This is a genomic window from Bacillus sp. FSL R5-0286, assembly GCF_038593245.1.
Classification (GTDB): Bacteria; Bacillota; Bacilli; order Bacillales; family Bacillaceae; genus Bacillus; species Bacillus altitudinis.
The window spans coordinates 2,112,931-2,128,124 of the sequence record NZ_CP151977.1; the positions used below are offsets into that span (position 1 = coordinate 2,112,931).

Genomic DNA, 15,194 nt, shown 5'->3' on the forward strand with positions numbered 1-15,194 from the left:
TAAAGACGTATAGGACGTTTTCCAATTTAAATTTGTACCATCTTCACCGCACGGGCTTTTTTGGCTTTCCGCAGACCAAACCACCATAAAAAAATCATGAACGGCAACATAATATATCCCCAATTTTTCATGCCAAGAAGAATGAAATCATATAAGCCATGAAAAAGGATAGGAAGTATTAAAGAGAGAATCAGCCATTTTCGCTGCTCTTTTTTATCAGAGAAGCGAGCTTTACCTATATAAAATCCCATCACCACACCAAATAAAGCGTGGCTTGATACAGGCAGCAAGGCACGTGTAAACGCGTACTCTACCCCATGACCCACTAAGTACAAAATATTTTCAAGTGTCGCAAATCCAAGCGAGACACTTGTTCCATAGACAATCCCGTCATAGTGTTCATCAAACTGTACGTGCGCATAGACACTGACCATTAAAATAAACCACTTTAATGATTCTTCTAAAAATCCCGATGTCACAAATGAAATCATGATAGGATTCGTAGCGATATTTTCCTCTTGGAGGACATACTGAATAAACATGGTTGGAAACACAAGTATGACACCTAGCATAAAAGATCTGATGACCATATGAACCGGCTCATTGTCGTATTGATCTTTCAAATAAAAATAACTTAAAAGTGCGATGCCGGGAGCTAAACCTGCTGAAATGATTGCGATCATAATCAGACCTCTTTCCCTACATTATCCTTTATTATCGTACCACGAATCACCCCTTTTTTATATGACTCGAGCCCATTTTCCCAAAAATAATCTTCTATATAATCCCAATTTACATAAAAAAGAACTGAATCCCTTAGAAGGACCCAGTTCTTTTTTTACCCGTTGATTCTTTTGTTGATTTCTTCTGCAATTAACCCACCATGAAATCTTCCATTTTCAATGAAAATTTCGTTGGCGTTGTTACCAGCTGCAATGACCCCTGCAATGAAAATACCTTCTACATTTGTTTCCATTGTTTGTTCATCAAATGCTGGGCGGCCTGATTCTGGATCGATTGTTACACCCATTTTTTCTAAAAATGAATGATCAGGATGATAACCTGTCATCGCAAACACATAATCACTTTTCACTCGATCCGTTTGGCCCTGCTGGTTTGTAAAGACAATATCCTGTTCTGTGATTTCCTTCACCTCTGCACCGAACTCCATTCGAATGGTGCCATTTCGAACAAGCGCTTCAAACTCTGGTAAAATCCAAGGTTTGATGCTGGATGAATATTCAGTTCCTCTATATAAAACCGTCACCCTGCTTCCGCATTTCACAAGTTCCAGGGCAGCATCAACACTAGAGTTCTTCCCGCCGATCACCGTCACATCTTTATCAAAGTAGGGGTGTCCTTCTTTAAAATAATGATACACATGAGGAAGGTCTTCCCCTTTTACATTCATATAGTTAGGATGATCATAGTAGCCAGTCGCAATCACAACATAGTCACATGTATAGTCGTCTTTTGATGTATTTACCGTAAAACGGCCATCTTTTTTCGTCACAGCGTTTACCTTTTCAAAAGCATTCACACGAAGGCTTTTTCGTCTGACTACCTCTCGGTAATAGGAAAGCGCCTGAATACGAACGGGTTTCCGATTTTCAGTGATAAAAGCGACGTCACCGATCTCAAGCTTTTCACTTGTACTGAAGAAGGTTTGGTGTGTAGGGTAATGATAAATACTGTTGACCACATTGCCCTTTTCAATCACAAGTGCATCAATCCCAATTTGCTTGAATGCAATGGCAGCTGATAGACCGCACGGGCCGCCTCCTATTATGATCGCTTTTTCTTGTTTCATTTGTTCCACTCCTGTCGTTTCACTGCAATAACAATTGCTGGGCTGTTTGATTCTTTGCATGATTCCATAAAAAAATCTCCTATTTAAGGATAGGAGATTTTAAGGCGCGATGCAAATAAGTCGCTTAAATCCAGCCTCTGAATCGAGAAGCTTCAGCCATTTTACGTACACCGACCATATATGCTGCTAGTCGCATATCAATACGGCGGTTTTGCGCCATTTCATAAATATTATTAAATGATTTCACCATCATATCTTCTAAACGAGTTTCTACTTCTTCTTCTGTCCAGTAGAACCCTTGGTTATTCTGAACCCATTCAAAGTAAGAAACAGTCACTCCACCCGCACTTGCAAGTACGTCTGGAACAAGCAGTACACCACGATCTGAAAGAATTTTTGTCCCTTCCAATGTCGTTGGTCCATTTGCTGCTTCTACGACAATTTTGGCTTTAATGTTCGCCGCATTATCTTCTGTAATTTGATTTTCAATGGCTGCAGGTACTAAGATATCACAATCTAGCTCAAGCAGCTCTTGGTTTGTAATTGTATCATTAAATAATTTAGTGACGGTTCCAAAGCTGTCACGTCGGTCAAGCAAGTAGTCAATATCGAGACCATCTTCATCATACAAACCGCCGTAAGCATCTGAAATTCCTACGATTTTCGCTCCGGCATCATACATAAATTTAGCCAAGTAACTTCCTGCATTTCCGAATCCCTGAACGACAACACGAGCCCCATTGATGTCAATTCCTTTTTTCTTCGCCGCTTCTTTAATACAGATCGTTACACCTTTTGCCGTTGCAGTATCACGTCCATGTGAGCCTCCAAGAACAATTGGTTTTCCTGTAATAAATCCTGGCGAGTTAAATTCATCAATTCTAGAATACTCATCCATCATCCATGCCATGATTTGAGAGTTTGTAAACACATCTGGTGCTGGAACATCTTTTGTTGGTCCAACGATTTGACTAATTGCGCGTACATAGCCGCGGCTTAGTTTTTCAAGCTCCCTAAATGACATTTCTCTTGGATCACAGATAATACCGCCTTTTCCTCCGCCATAAGGAAGATCCACAATACCACATTTTAAACTCATCCAAATTGAAAGCGCTTTTACTTCTTTTTCAGTAACGTTCGGGTGGAATCGAATTCCGCCTTTTGTTGGACCGACAGCATCATTATGCTGCGCACGATAACCAGTGAAAATTTTCACCGATCCATCATCCATACGTACTGGAATTTTGACCGTTAATAGGCGAATTGGCTCCTTCAGCAATTCATACACTTCTTGCGGATAGCCCAATTTATCAAGCGCTTTATGTATGACGGTTTGAGTTGACTTTAAAACATCTAGCTTATCTTCTGCGTTATGAGCGGCGTTTTGATCGGCTGCCATTAAAATAAACCCCCTAGAAATCTTTCATGATCTACTGCTCCCTTTCAAGCAATAGTATACACCTTCGTACTGGTAAAGCAAAGGTAAAAAGCGTTTTTTATCAAAATAAAATATCAGCGTTTATAAATATAAAAATGGATATAAAAAAATACTGTTGTTTCATCACAACAGTATTAAATATAATAGAAAAAAGTGATTAAAAATACAGTTGAATCGTTTTCACTGCATCTTCCTGCATGATCACTTTTCCGTATTCTTTTAACCGGTGAATGGTTAATGTCGTCGGTGAACCGAACTCCGCTAAAATAGAAATGACCGTATCTGCAGACAGTTCTTCGAAATCATCTAGGCTGAGAAAATATTGACCTTCATAATGGTAAACTGTACCCCCTAAAAGTCCAATACGACTTAAACTATGGGACAGTTGAATCACATCTTCAAACGAGGCAAATTGATAGAGCACATGCTTGCTCTCGTCGAGCTTGACTTGCATCTCAATGTAATCTTCATCAAACTCATCATCAGCATCTTCCTGCTGACTCTTTGTCACAATGACGACCATCCCCTGCGCCTGAAGAGAAAATACTTCAACAGCAATCGGTCCATTCGCTTCAAAACCGAGCTCCTGATTCGCTTCGTTCATCATGTCTTTAAACAGCTGATGAACTTTGAACGAATCTTTCCAAAGGTCTTCTTTCGTAAGACCTCGGTCTGTCAGATCATCTAGTGTGAGAAAAATTTTGATTTTATTATAATTCAGACGCTCTAGCCGCATAACGTTCCCTCCTGCCTCTTCTAACACACATCATACTGTAGTATATGAGATGATGAGTCATAGGTTCTTAATTTTGTATTCAGTTTACACTGTGTCAAGACGGAAGACAAGCATGAAGCTATGCTTACGGTGACTTTTATGGAAAATATTGATGGAGCATTAACTTAGCGCGTTTTTAGCGGCATTAAATAGATCAGATGGGTTTCTGGTTCTGCTCCAAGACGCATCGGAATCTTTGTTGTTCCGTAACCATTACTAATCAGAAAGAAAGCACCTTTGACTTGGCCTGTTCTTCCTTTTTCATACGGACCAAATTTCCCAATGCGAATTTGACCCCCATGGGTATGACCGCTCAAAACGAGGTCAATTCCCTCTTCTTCACTCATCAAGTGATGCACATCTGGGTTGTGTGATAAAAGGATATTCACGTCTTCTTTGACAAACTCCGGCCGTATCGCTTCATAATCTGCTTTTTCAAGCCGGATATCATCGATTCCGCCTATTTTAATGGGCTGTCCTTCAAAATCCCACACAGCCGTCTCATTTTGCAATGTCGTCACCTGATAGGTATGGAGGATGTCTTTAAGTTTTTGCTGATGCAGCTCATGGTCGTTATTCCCCCACACAAAATACACCGGGGCAATCCTTGCTAAACGTTTCACATTTTCTTCGACTCTGGCATAAGGGACTCCCTTTTCAGCTAAGTCCCCGCCGATCATAATGACATCAGGCTGCTGCTCTTTTACTTCCGCTAATAAAGTATCACTAATTAGACGGCGATGTGTATCAGAAATAAAGAAAATGACAGCAGGTCGATCTGACTGAAGTCCTTCTATTGTAAAGTAATGCTTTTTGATGTTGTTTTGTTTTGCCGTTTTCACCATTTTCGCTGTTACACACACACCTGTTGTCACAGCCGCTATGGCAGCAGTAAATCCGATGGCATATTTCATTATGAATGACTCCCTTGTATCAGCTTTCTTTTATAGGACGCTTGAATGAAAAAAGACGTTTCAACTGTTTAAACGTCTTTTGCTCATTTATTTACTTTCATAATAGAGGTTGATGTCATATTGCGTCTGCATGAAGTGAAAAACGGCCTCGCGCTCTTTCCACTGATTTGATTGAGGCCATAAATCTGTGCTTTTCTGTATAATTTCACATCTGAGCTTATGATATTCATCCTCAGCCTTTTCTTCTTTTTTCTTATAATAATACGATGCGTAAAAAGCAAACACTTCAGCCATGATCCAAAACAGAAACACCTCATGGCCAAGCAATGTGGCAATCATCGCTTCCGGCTGCAGGGAGCCCCCGCTATTAGCTGTTATCACAAAATAAAACAGAAGAATCGCAAGTGATAAAAGGGCTGTCCATTGCCACCTTTTGCATTGTTTTGCAAACCCCTCGTATTTGCGCTTCCTTTTGATCAATGTTTCAATCATTTTCTGTGTCGGCTGATCCATATAGCGGCTGATTGCGTGCAATGTCATCACATACACCCTTGTCCCTTTTTTCTACATATGTATGTGCTTTTCGATTCATTCATGTCAAATATTAATTTTCTAATGGGATATTCAATACTTGTCCGCTGTACACGCTATTTCCTTTTAAATGATTGTAAGCTCGAATTTTCTCTTCCCCTGATCGGTTTTGATAATACTTCATGGAAATTCGATACAAGTTTTCCTCTGGTCCAACAGTATGCTGCACGACACGAACAGGCTTTTCTTCCTGCTTCTTCTTCTCTTCTGCTTCTTTTCGCTTTTTCTCTTCCTGCTGTTTTTGAAGAGTGAGCTGTTGCTGCTCACGCTTTTTTGCAGCTTCGACCTTTTCACGCTCAGCCTTCTTTTTAGCGGCTTGTACTTTTTTCTTTTGCTCTGCTTTTTCTTTTGAACGCTGCTTTTCTTTATCAGCATCTTTCTTTTTCTTCTCATCATCAGACGCATCCGCTTTGTCAGCGCTTGAATCATTTTTTGTGTCAACAAGTGCTGACGGGACTGGATCTGTGTCAGCACTCGATGTTTTATCAATATAAACACCTTGATTGTTGTTATCGTTAATTTCCTTTGATGTGTAATAAATCAACAGGAAGAAAACCGTGACGACAATAATAGGAAAGATAATAGCCAGTGTCGTAAACAATGGATTACGCACCTTTTTGGTTCGCTGCTTTTTATATTCATGAAAATCTTCTCGTGTAGGAAAGTGAGAGTCATCTGAAGGATGCACTTTTTCTTCTTCAAGATTTTCCTCTACATCATCATCATGGATGTTTGTCAGCTGCTGCTTTTTTCTCTTCATTCTCGACATTTCTTCCATGTTCATCCCTCCCCCAATATTTAAAACGAATTTGACATGCAAAGACTAGGTCAATGACAAAGTGTGTCATGACAGGAACGAATAAATTCCCTGTCCACTCGTATAAAAGTCCTAAAAAAATACTAATAGAAACCACAAGGATAAACAAGAGTATTTTTGACAAATAGCGAAAGTGAAGAAGTGCAAACACAATGCTTGCAATCTCCAGTCCAAATTGCTGCTGAACGATCCCGCGAAATAAAATTTCTTCTGAAAAGGCAATGAGCAGCGTTAACCAAACAATATGCAGAATGCTGCGGTTTTTGAACATTTTTTCATTTAATCCGCCATCATCATACATATGAGCCGGAAACACCTTCATGACAATAGCGTCGACAATAATCACAAGCAAAGCGCCGCCAATTCCGTAAGTCAGGATACGCATATCTCGGATCTGCCATAAGGCTGTAAAATCAGTCCAATGATCAAACATAAACATCCCTAGTAAAAAAGAGACAATCAGCATGAGCAGCTGTGTGAAATACAACTGTTCTACTACTTGTCGATCGGTTAATTTTTCAATAATACGGCGATGTTGTTCAATCAATGCTGCGCCTCTTTTGTCAGGTGAAACAGACGATCCAGCTCGGTCTTCCAGTGTTTCATTTCATTCAGCTCCAATGGTTGATCTTTTTTTTCGTAATCAGACAGGTCAAGTCCGCATGAAGAGCAGCAGTTCCCAAAGGAAGCGTCCTCCGTTAGATCAAGCTGCTCATCAAAGTATGATAACAGAGATTGCCTAAAGCAGCGATGGCCAGTGATATGCTCTTTAAACTGCCACACTTTTTTTAGCTTTTCTGTTTGTCTATCCTGCAGCTTTTCTTTCAGCTTCTTCATGAGCAAACGGGGCTGTTCAGTTTGGTACATCGTGTAATAATGCGAGAACATTCGCGCGCGCGTCTCTTGAAGCCCTGCTTCCATCAATTGTTCACGTAATTTCTTTTCATCATTTATCGGCATATGTGATAATCGGGCTAAGAAAAAATCAATTTCTGGATCATCAAAACCTTCTGCTTGAATCAAATGACTTTGAATATCCGCATCCTCTTCTGTATATAAAAGAACGCTCACACTATTTTTCCCGTCCCGTCCAGCTCTTCCAATTTCCTGCATAAATGCTTCAATTGACTGAGGCGGACTCATATGAATCACAAAGCGTATATTTGCTTTATCAATTCCCATTCCAAAAGCACTTGTACAGCAAATGAGATCAATTTGACCACTGATAAATTGCTGCTGGATCAGCATGCGGTCTCCTGACTCCATTCCGCCATGATAAAACTCTACACGTTGATGCGTTTTTTGTTTCACCAAACGTGAAATATCTTCTGTCATTTGCCGGGTCGGACAATAAATCAGCCCAGGCCCTTGAAGGGTTTCCACAAGCTCCAGTGCTCGTTTCTCTTTTGCTTCTTTCGTTTCATGCGCCTCTTTTAATAGTGCAATATTCGGCCGGTTGACTGAATGAATATGAACATCTGGATGCTCTAGCCGCAACGTTTGCACAGTATCTTTTAAGGTTTGTTTCGTTGCAGTTGCCGTTAGTGCTAAGGCGACAGGATTGCCGAGCGCTTCCCTCCATTCCCCAAGCTTGGAGTATTCCGGGCGGAAATCATGTCCCCATTCCGATATACAGTGAGCTTCATCTACAACGAATAGACCCACATGCATCGCTTTGAGTTGCTCTAACAACACCTCTGACATAAGCGCCTCAGGTGCGACAAATAAGAATTTATATGATGGCAAATGTCGAATAATATGTCTTCTTTCCTGAAAGGACAGTGTACTGTTAAGCGCAGCCACTCGCTTTTCACCGCGCATTTTCATGCGTTCCACTTGATCTTCCATGAGTGATAAAAGAGGTGAAATGATCAGCACTAACCCGTCTGTCAAATAGCCCGGAATTTGATAACAAAGTGACTTCCCGCCACCAGTAGGAAGCATGGCAACCGTATCTTTTTGTTGAAGTACACTTCGAATAATGTCCTCCTGACCTGTTTTGAAGGCATCATAACCAAAGTATCGCATCAGCGTCTGATGAAGCTTATCCACTTGCTTTCACCATCCTTGTCAATGCCAATCGTATTTGAAAATAAGTAAATGAATGCTCGAGACTTTCTTTGATCAGCTTCATCTTGTTGGTTTGGAGCTGACCGGCTACCTCATGTATCGCCTTTTGAGCTTCACTGCTGACATATGGTTCGATCGAGAAGCTCGGCTCATGTATCGAGAGCTCCACAATATGATCTTCAATTGTCGCTTTTTTTAATGAACGAATATGAGCAATTTGATCAATACTGAACCCTTTTTGTACAAGCTCAAGCGTTTTATGGGTAGAGGTGGTCAGCACACGTTTGAATTGAAGATCATCTATCATTCGCTGGATGATCGGTGCCTCACCTTTTTGCGCACATTGAATAAAATAATGGAGCACATTCCAAAAAAGCAAGTAAACATACCATACATCTTCTTTCATCCATTCCGCCATTTGCTGGTACGTCCGTCCGATTCTTTCATTGGAAGTCAATGAATAAACAAAAAGCAGTGCCTCTTGATCAGTTAAATGAGCAAGAAGTGTTTCAAGCTCACGATGGATATCTTCAGAAAGCTTTTTCTTCTGATGATATTGCGAGAAGAAGGTTTTCGTCCAGTTTTGAACCGATATATCTCTTTGAATCGGCACATAGTGTTGTGACCGCGCTGCATGATGTGAAAGGACCTGCACAAGTAAAGACAGCCTCATCCATAATACCTTTGCTTTATCCTGATACTTGGCACCATCAAAATAAACTGGCATCGGTTTTTCAGTGAAACACTGCCTGAGCATACTTATTCCTTCATCTGTGGCAATGAATGTATCCCCTGTCTTTCTGATTAAGTGCTGCTCTTTTAGCCTTTGTACAGAGCGGTTCAACTGATCCCTCGTAAAAGCTGGATAGCAGCCGAAGTAGCTAGAAAGCTGAAACAAACTTGCATCCTGTATCGTTTGTGATGATTTTTTTCCTTTAAAAAGATGGTAGACAGCACTAATGGAGCGTTCGCCGTTCAATTTATGTACGCTGTCCATCAACATGACATCCAAGTAATGAATCGTCATTGACCAAAGCACCTGTCTTCCTGACAAAATTCGAATATTTTCTCCCTTTATTTTAACAGATTTCATTGAAGAAGAAATGTTTAAACTCAATTAATGGGGGAAAGTTATGAACAAACCCTTATGTGATAAGCATTCTCAATCACTTTACAGTTGAAATGTGAATTTAAAATCATTACAATAAGGTTTGAGGAAATTGGTTTTTTATCGGTGAAACTAAAAAGGTTAAACCATTTGTTCCATCGAACAATCTGGGAGGTATTTTTTTAACATGGCAAAATATACAATTGTAGACAAAGACACATGTATTGCTTGCGGCGCATGCGGTGCAGCTGCTCCAGACATTTATGATTATGATGATGAAGGCATTGCATTTGTCACGCTTGATGACAATCAGGGGACTGTAGAAGTTCCAGAAGTACTTGAAGAAGATATGCTTGATGCATTTGAAGGTTGCCCAACTGACTCAATTAAAGTTGCGGACGAAACTTTCGATGGTGATCCACTTAAGCATGAATAGGATAAAAGCCCCTTTAAAAGGGGCTTTTTTTATATTAACTATTTTGAAGTCGGCGTTTATTTTCAAACCATGGACGCATTTTGACAAAAATGAAACTAAAGACGATGGTGATGATGATTCCTTTAATCAGGTTAAAAGGCAAGATCCCTGCTGTAATGGTTGCCTTTAGCACATGATCTGACAGGACGGGTGCATTCAAAAACCATGTATAAGCAGGAAGGAACAAGAAATAGTTTAAGATGCTCATCATGACTGTCATGAGTAATGTTCCGAGAATCATGGACCACGCTAACCCTCTTGCTGATTTAATCTTTTTAAAAATAAAAGCCACCGGTAAGATGAATAGTACACCTGCTGTAAAATTCGCTACTTGATCCACAGGAACACCGGACATGCTACCATGAATGAGGTAGTGCAGTAGATTCTTTAAAGCTTCAACAGCAATCCCAGCACCTGGCCCATAAATTAAAATCGCAATAATCGCAGGAATGTCACTAAAATCAATTTTTAAATACCCAGGAAGCCCAGGGAAAGGGAAATTCAATAACATTAATACAAATGCGATACTGCTAAGCATGCTGATGACAACTAAACGTTTTACTTTACTTTGATTCAATATTCTCTCTCCTTTTCGATCAAATCTTTCGAAAAGAGGATTGTTCAATTTTAGCCACAAAAAAACCGCTCTGAATACATACACAGGAGCGGGAAATTTAGGCTACACAAATAAACGTATAAACAGACATGTTTTCAACGTTTACGAACCTCCATCTTCTCCCATCCAGACTATACTGTCGGCTTCGGAATCACACCGAATCCTGCCAAAAAAGGCTCGCGGGCTTAGAGACTATGCCTCATCACCGCCGGTAGGGAATTACACCCTGCCCCGAAGATTGATCATTATTCAATTCGACATCATTATATATGATATATGAGCATTTGTACAGATAAAAATCCTGAGCAAATTCATCAGTTTTAAGAAATCGTAAAAAACCTAAAATTTATAATGACAAATGCGTAAAAATTGGTTATCTTTTGTTTAAAGGTGTCCATTCTCGATCAAGACACTAAAAAATGTTCGTGTTTTCTTTTTCGCTTTACTGCTTTAATTTGATTGACACAGTGAAAAGGAATATGGTAAATTATCAGATATTTATGACGTTTATTTTAGGAGGAAATCTTACGATGTTTCGAGTATTAGTCTCAGATAAGATGAGCAATGATGGTCTTTTACCACTATTAGAATCAGATTTTGTTGAAATTGTTCAAAAAAATGTAACAGAAGCAGAAGATGAATTACACACGTTTGATGCCTTACTTGTCAGAAGTGCCACAAAAGTGACAAAAGAACTTTATGAAAAAATGACTTCATTAAAAATTGTTGGCCGTGCCGGTGTGGGAGTCGACAACATTGACATTGATGAAGCGACAAAACATGGTGTGATTGTCATCAATGCGCCAAATGGGAATACGATTTCAACGGCAGAGCATACGTTTGCGATGATCTCATCTCTCATGCGTCATATTCCTCAAGCCAATATTTCTGTGAAATCAAAAGAATGGAACAGAGGCGCATATGTTGGTGCTGAGCTTTACGGAAAATCTCTTGGGATTGTTGGCTTAGGCAGAATTGGAAGTGAAATCGCCCAGCGTGCAAGAGCATTTGGCATGACGGTCAACGTATTTGACCCTTTCCTCACAAAAGAACGTGCCGAAAAAATTGGTGTCAATGCAAAATCACTTGATGAAGTGCTTGAAGTATCAGATATTATTACGGTACATACACCTTTAACAAAAGAAACTAGAGGACTTCTCAATAAAGAAACAATCGCAAAAACGAAAAAAGGTGTTCGTCTAGTGAACTGTGCACGCGGCGGCATCATTGACGAACGAGACCTTCTTGAAGCACTTGAAAATGGTCATGTCGCAGGGGCTGCACTCGATGTATTTGAAGTAGAACCACCTACTGATAATCCACTTGTGGATCATCCAAACGTCATTGCCACTCCGCATCTTGGTGCATCTACAAAAGAAGCACAATTAAATGTGGCGGCACAAGTCTCTGAAGAAGTTCTTCAATTTGCAAAAGGACTCCCGGTCATGTCATCTATTAATCTACCAGCGATGACAAAAGACGAGTTCAAAAAAATCCAGCCTTATCATCAATTTGCGGGAAAACTTGGACGTCTTGTTTCTCAATCGATGAGAGAACCTGTAAAAGAAGTCAGCATTTCATATGAAGGATCTATCGCAAAACTCGAAACATCATTTATTACTAAAAGTCTGCTTTCTGGCTTTTTGAAAGAGCGCGTCGATTCGACTGTAAATGAAGTCAATGCAGGTATGGTGGCAAAAGAACGCGGCATTAGCTTTAGCGAGAAAATTTCTTCAAGCGAATCTGGCTATGAGAACAGCATTTCCATTGAAGTCAAAGGTGACCTTTCCACCTTTACATTAAAAGCAACGTATATCCCGCATCTAGGTGAACGTGTCGTTTCTATTAATGGTTTCAATATTGACTTTTACCCAGATGGGCACCTTGTCTATATTCAGCATACTGACGCACCTGGTGTGATCGGTCAAGTTGGAAAGATTTTAGGCGACCACGATGTGAACATTGCGACAATGCAAGTAGGCCGTAAAGAAAAAGGCGGCGAAGCCATCATGATGCTTTCTTTTGACAAGCACCTTGAAGATGAAATTGTCCAAACGTTAACTGAAGTAAGCGATATTCTTTCTGTGCGTCTGATTGACCTATAAAAAATGGTAAACCTCATGCAAAAGCATGAGGTTTATTTTGTTGAAACGATTAAACGTTCACCTGTACGTATGAGATGCGTTGTCAGTGCATTGATTTTCTTCAATTGATCAACGGTCATTTGATGTGCTTTAGCAATGGACCAGAGCGTGTCCCCTTGTTGTATGACATATGTATGTTTCTCATATCCATCTACATGAAGGGCTGGCTCTTGGAAACGATCTCTTGCAATGATTGTGAGCGGATCTACTGCATCTTCTTTACTGACTGACCAATTACCCCTGTGCACCTCAAAATGCAAATGAGTGCCCCTAGAAGCGCCTGTGTTGCCTATGATGCCGATCGGCTGTCCTGTTTGTACATGGTCACCATTCTTCACAAAACGCGCATTTAAATGCGCATAGACGGTTTCATATCCATTTGGATGCCGAATAAATACAACTTCACCATATGTAGCAGATACATAGGAACGAGTGACCACACCTTCGCTAGCAGCCAAAATGGATTCTCCTTCCGGTGCAGCAATGTCTAACCCCTTATGCGAACCCCCTCTTGTCCCAAACAAATCAGTGACTTCACCTCTGATTGGTTCCACCCACTCGGTTGTTTTCTCTGCACGGGCAAACGGTGATAAGGTCAAGAACAAGAAACAGCTAGCACATATGTAGCAATACCTTTTCATCAGTGACTTCCCTTCTTTGAAGTTCTTTTCATGACAGCATAGTATACCTCAAGGAAGCCCTTTTCTATACATGAAAAAAGAACGCAATAAGTTGCGTCCTTTAGCGTTCTTTGATAACAACTGGGTTTGGCAGTGCCGGTACCTCTAGCGGTTCTTTTAATTCATATGGGCCTACTTGATCTGTTCCTGCATTTTGTATCGTGACATCTGTAAAACCGAAATCTTTCGCTGTGAGCAGCAGTCCTTCAATAAGTAAAATATGATCAATTGAGTCCGTTAATTGTGCTGATGCTCCAAACGTGATGGTTGCATGTTTTCCTTTTGATGTCACCTTTTGAATAGGCTCTTCTTTAATGAGTGGATCGAGTCCTGCATCATTCGCCCGCTTCATCGCCTCTACCGCATCTTTATAAGAAGGGTAATCATCTTTTGACGGCACCAAAAATGTCCCGCTCTTATTTTCTAAAACGTAGTAAGCGTGCTTTGTTTGTTTATTAATTGAAATGGTACCAAGACGGCCATTCGTCCCTAATTGAAGGTGCGAGCCATTGACAGACTTGACCTGTACTTGTTTATATTGGCTCCATTTTAACGTTTCTTTGACCATGTCTTTAAAACGATTGGCTTCTTTTAATGTATCAAGAGACAAATCATTTTTCAGCTGAAAAATCAGCGTGTCCCCTTTTTCACTCACATCCACCATATCCATATAGGCTTGAAGAGGTTTTGTCATTTCAGGCAGCTCCAGTTTTTCATATGTATCAAGAAGCGCCTGCACATCATCATGCTTATTTTCTTTTTGAATACTGATTGGGACAACTTGAGAAGTCGATTCATCTATGTATGAAATCGTCATATACTTTTCTTTGTCAGATGCGTAAGCAACATGTGAAGGATCATTTGTGTTTTTTACCGCCTCTAATGTAGCATTCACCTGTCCTTTTTCAGCACTCGAGTCCTTTTTCACTTTCTTTATATCTTGAGCAGCCGGCTGAAATAAATGAGGAGAAATCAAAAACGCCATAAATAAGACCACAACGGTTGCGACCGCTGGACCGATCCATCTGGCACTTTTCTTTTTCTTCCCGCTTGCCATCAGCATTTGCTGGTAAATCTGCTTAGATGAACGGTTGTCCTCCACCTTTGGAAGCTGACTGAGTAATACTTTAATTCGTTCTTCGCTCCAATTGGACCTGTTCGTTTTCATTCACTAGCTCCTCCTTCAAAAGCTCCATATGTTTTCGGAGCACTTTCAGGCCTCGGTGCTGCGTTGTTTTGACTTTGCTTTCCGAGAACTTTAGCGCCTTGGCCGTCTCCATGATTGAGTAGCCTTGGATAAACCTTAAAATGATGACGGCTCGTTGATCAATGGTGCAATGATCAAGCGCGGCATAAATTTCTTTGATATTTTCATCCTGTACAGCCAATTCATCTGGGAGCAGGTCTGGATCTTTTACATCCTGTTTATCCCAATCAAACGTGCCGAGTACCCGTTGTCTGATGGTTTGCTGTTTGCGAAACCAGTCAATTGCCACATGCCTTGCAATTGAAAACAGCCATGTTTTCTCGCTGCTTCTTCCTTCAAAAGTTTTATATGAGTGAAGTACCCGAATGTAAACCTCCTGCACGAGATCCTCTGCCTGATTTTTATCTTTTACCATATAAAATAAAAATTGGTACAAATCTTGATGGTACGAATCATATATTTTTTGAAAGGTTTCATGCATAGGAAACCCCTCCGTTCACTTATTTTTGTCGAGTGACTCTCACAAAACGTTACATTACAACTTTATGA

Annotated in this window: 16 protein-coding genes and 1 riboswitch; of the genes, 2 read left to right on the forward strand and 14 right to left on the reverse strand. The window is 40.3% G+C overall.

Features of this window, described 5'->3' with window-relative positions:
* Positions 1-26 precede the first annotated feature (26 nt).
* The 10 genes from prsW to NST24_RS10785 all read right to left on the reverse strand — a co-directional run bounded on the left by prsW (position 27) and on the right by NST24_RS10785 (position 9,442).
* On the reverse strand, positions 27-683 hold the full coding sequence (gene prsW, locus NST24_RS10740) for a glutamic-type intramembrane protease PrsW (RefSeq protein ID WP_342461761.1): 657 nt from the start codon (positions 681-683) through the stop codon (positions 27-29).
* Positions 684-838: 155 nt separating this feature from the next.
* Positions 839-1,810 (reverse strand): YpdA family putative bacillithiol disulfide reductase, encoded by a 972-nt coding sequence (locus NST24_RS10745; protein WP_024718498.1) that lies wholly within the window; start codon positions 1,808-1,810, stop codon positions 839-841.
* 124 nt (positions 1,811-1,934) lie between these two features.
* Positions 1,935-3,209: a Glu/Leu/Phe/Val dehydrogenase gene (locus tag NST24_RS10750; protein WP_007500982.1), complete on the reverse strand. Its 1,275-nt coding sequence runs from the start codon at positions 3,207-3,209 to the stop codon at positions 1,935-1,937.
* A 196-nt stretch (positions 3,210-3,405) separates the two neighbouring features.
* Positions 3,406-3,984, reverse strand: a complete 579-nt coding sequence (locus NST24_RS10755; RefSeq protein WP_007500984.1) for a genetic competence negative regulator — start codon at positions 3,982-3,984, stop codon at positions 3,406-3,408.
* Positions 3,985-4,148: 164 nt separating this feature from the next.
* Entirely contained in the window at positions 4,149-4,937 is a 789-nt protein-coding gene (locus tag NST24_RS10760; RefSeq protein WP_007500986.1) for a metallophosphoesterase, read from the reverse strand.
* An 87-nt stretch (positions 4,938-5,024) separates the two neighbouring features.
* The gene (locus NST24_RS10765; RefSeq protein ID WP_007500988.1) at positions 5,025-5,477 is read right to left on the reverse strand and encodes a DUF2663 family protein; all 453 of its coding nucleotides are present in this window, start codon (positions 5,475-5,477) and stop codon (positions 5,025-5,027) included.
* Positions 5,478-5,541: 64 nt separating this feature from the next.
* A complete protein-coding gene (locus NST24_RS10770) occupies positions 5,542-6,306 on the reverse strand; it encodes a LysM peptidoglycan-binding domain-containing protein (RefSeq protein WP_342461762.1) in 765 nt (254 codons plus the stop codon).
* The gene (locus tag NST24_RS10775) at positions 6,251-6,892 is read right to left on the reverse strand and encodes a CPBP family intramembrane glutamic endopeptidase (RefSeq protein WP_017359770.1); all 642 of its coding nucleotides are present in this window, start codon (positions 6,890-6,892) and stop codon (positions 6,251-6,253) included. Before NST24_RS10775 ends, NST24_RS10770 begins: the two co-directional genes overlap by 56 nt.
* The gene (locus NST24_RS10780; protein WP_024718496.1) at positions 6,889-8,397 is read right to left on the reverse strand and encodes an ATP-dependent DNA helicase RecQ; all 1,509 of its coding nucleotides are present in this window, start codon (positions 8,395-8,397) and stop codon (positions 6,889-6,891) included. The genes NST24_RS10775 and NST24_RS10780 overlap by 4 nt, the downstream gene beginning before the upstream one ends.
* Entirely contained in the window at positions 8,390-9,442 is a 1,053-nt protein-coding gene (locus tag NST24_RS10785) for a helix-turn-helix domain-containing protein (protein ID WP_335352218.1), read from the reverse strand. Before NST24_RS10785 ends, NST24_RS10780 begins: the two co-directional genes overlap by 8 nt.
* Before the next feature lie 268 nt (positions 9,443-9,710).
* Here NST24_RS10785 and NST24_RS10790 point away from each other — a divergent pair, with 268 nt between their 5' ends.
* Complete coding sequence (locus tag NST24_RS10790) at positions 9,711-9,959, forward strand: ferredoxin (protein ID WP_008344492.1); 249 nt, start codon at positions 9,711-9,713, stop codon at positions 9,957-9,959.
* 34 nt (positions 9,960-9,993) lie between these two features.
* Here the strand turns inward: NST24_RS10790 and NST24_RS10795 are convergent, their stop codons facing one another.
* Positions 9,994-10,575 carry an ECF transporter S component gene (locus NST24_RS10795; RefSeq protein ID WP_008344490.1) on the reverse strand — a complete coding sequence of 194 codons (582 nt, stop codon included), beginning with the start codon at positions 10,573-10,575 and terminating at the stop codon, positions 9,994-9,996.
* 149 nt (positions 10,576-10,724) lie between these two features.
* A riboswitch (FMN riboswitch) is annotated at positions 10,725-10,857 on the reverse strand.
* A 287-nt stretch (positions 10,858-11,144) separates the two neighbouring features.
* On the opposite strand from NST24_RS10795, the gene serA reads away from it, so the two are divergent.
* The gene (gene serA / locus NST24_RS10800; RefSeq protein WP_039165785.1) at positions 11,145-12,719 is read left to right on the forward strand and encodes a phosphoglycerate dehydrogenase; all 1,575 of its coding nucleotides are present in this window, start codon (positions 11,145-11,147) and stop codon (positions 12,717-12,719) included.
* 32 nt (positions 12,720-12,751) lie between these two features.
* Here serA and NST24_RS10805 read toward each other — a convergent pair whose 3' ends face one another.
* The 3 genes from NST24_RS10805 to sigX all read right to left on the reverse strand — a co-directional run bounded on the left by NST24_RS10805 (position 12,752) and on the right by sigX (position 15,126).
* Positions 12,752-13,399 carry a M23 family metallopeptidase gene (locus tag NST24_RS10805; RefSeq protein WP_039165787.1) on the reverse strand — a complete coding sequence of 216 codons (648 nt, stop codon included), beginning with the start codon at positions 13,397-13,399 and terminating at the stop codon, positions 12,752-12,754.
* 100 nt (positions 13,400-13,499) lie between these two features.
* Positions 13,500-14,606, reverse strand: a complete 1,107-nt coding sequence (locus NST24_RS10810; RefSeq protein WP_342461763.1) for a sigma X negative regulator — start codon at positions 14,604-14,606, stop codon at positions 13,500-13,502.
* The gene (sigX, locus tag NST24_RS10815; RefSeq protein WP_007501006.1) at positions 14,566-15,126 is read right to left on the reverse strand and encodes an RNA polymerase sigma factor SigX; all 561 of its coding nucleotides are present in this window, start codon (positions 15,124-15,126) and stop codon (positions 14,566-14,568) included. Before sigX ends, NST24_RS10810 begins: the two co-directional genes overlap by 41 nt.
* Between the last annotated feature and the right edge of the window lie 68 nt (positions 15,127-15,194).

What these genes read in the sequence shown, in the direction of transcription:
- serA (WP_039165785.1), top strand. Translation starts at nt 11,145, where the DNA reads ATGTTTCGAGTATTAGTCTCAGATAAGATGAGCAATGATGGTCTTTTA.
- prsW (WP_342461761.1), bottom strand. Translation starts at nt 683, where the DNA reads ATGATCGCAATCATTTCAGCAGGTTTAGCTCCCGGCATCGCACTTTTA.
- NST24_RS10765 (WP_007500988.1), bottom strand. Translation starts at nt 5,477, where the DNA reads ATGACATTGCACGCAATCAGCCGCTATATGGATCAGCCGACACAGAAA.
- NST24_RS10805 (WP_039165787.1), bottom strand. Translation starts at nt 13,399, where the DNA reads ATGAAAAGGTATTGCTACATATGTGCTAGCTGTTTCTTGTTCTTGACC.
- NST24_RS10810 (WP_342461763.1), bottom strand. Translation starts at nt 14,606, where the DNA reads ATGAAAACGAACAGGTCCAATTGGAGCGAAGAACGAATTAAAGTATTA.
- NST24_RS10745 (WP_024718498.1), bottom strand. Translation starts at nt 1,810, where the DNA reads ATGAAACAAGAAAAAGCGATCATAATAGGAGGCGGCCCGTGCGGTCTA.
- NST24_RS10750 (WP_007500982.1), bottom strand. Translation starts at nt 3,209, where the DNA reads ATGGCAGCCGATCAAAACGCCGCTCATAACGCAGAAGATAAGCTAGAT.
- NST24_RS10785 (WP_335352218.1), bottom strand. Translation starts at nt 9,442, where the DNA reads ATGACGATTCATTACTTGGATGTCATGTTGATGGACAGCGTACATAAA.
- sigX (WP_007501006.1), bottom strand. Translation starts at nt 15,126, where the DNA reads ATGCATGAAACCTTTCAAAAAATATATGATTCGTACCATCAAGATTTG.
- NST24_RS10760 (WP_007500986.1), bottom strand. Translation starts at nt 4,937, where the DNA reads ATGAAATATGCCATCGGATTTACTGCTGCCATAGCGGCTGTGACAACA.
- NST24_RS10790 (WP_008344492.1), top strand. Translation starts at nt 9,711, where the DNA reads ATGGCAAAATATACAATTGTAGACAAAGACACATGTATTGCTTGCGGC.
- NST24_RS10770 (WP_342461762.1), bottom strand. Translation starts at nt 6,306, where the DNA reads ATGGAAGAAATGTCGAGAATGAAGAGAAAAAAGCAGCAGCTGACAAAC.
- NST24_RS10755 (WP_007500984.1), bottom strand. Translation starts at nt 3,984, where the DNA reads ATGCGGCTAGAGCGTCTGAATTATAATAAAATCAAAATTTTTCTCACA.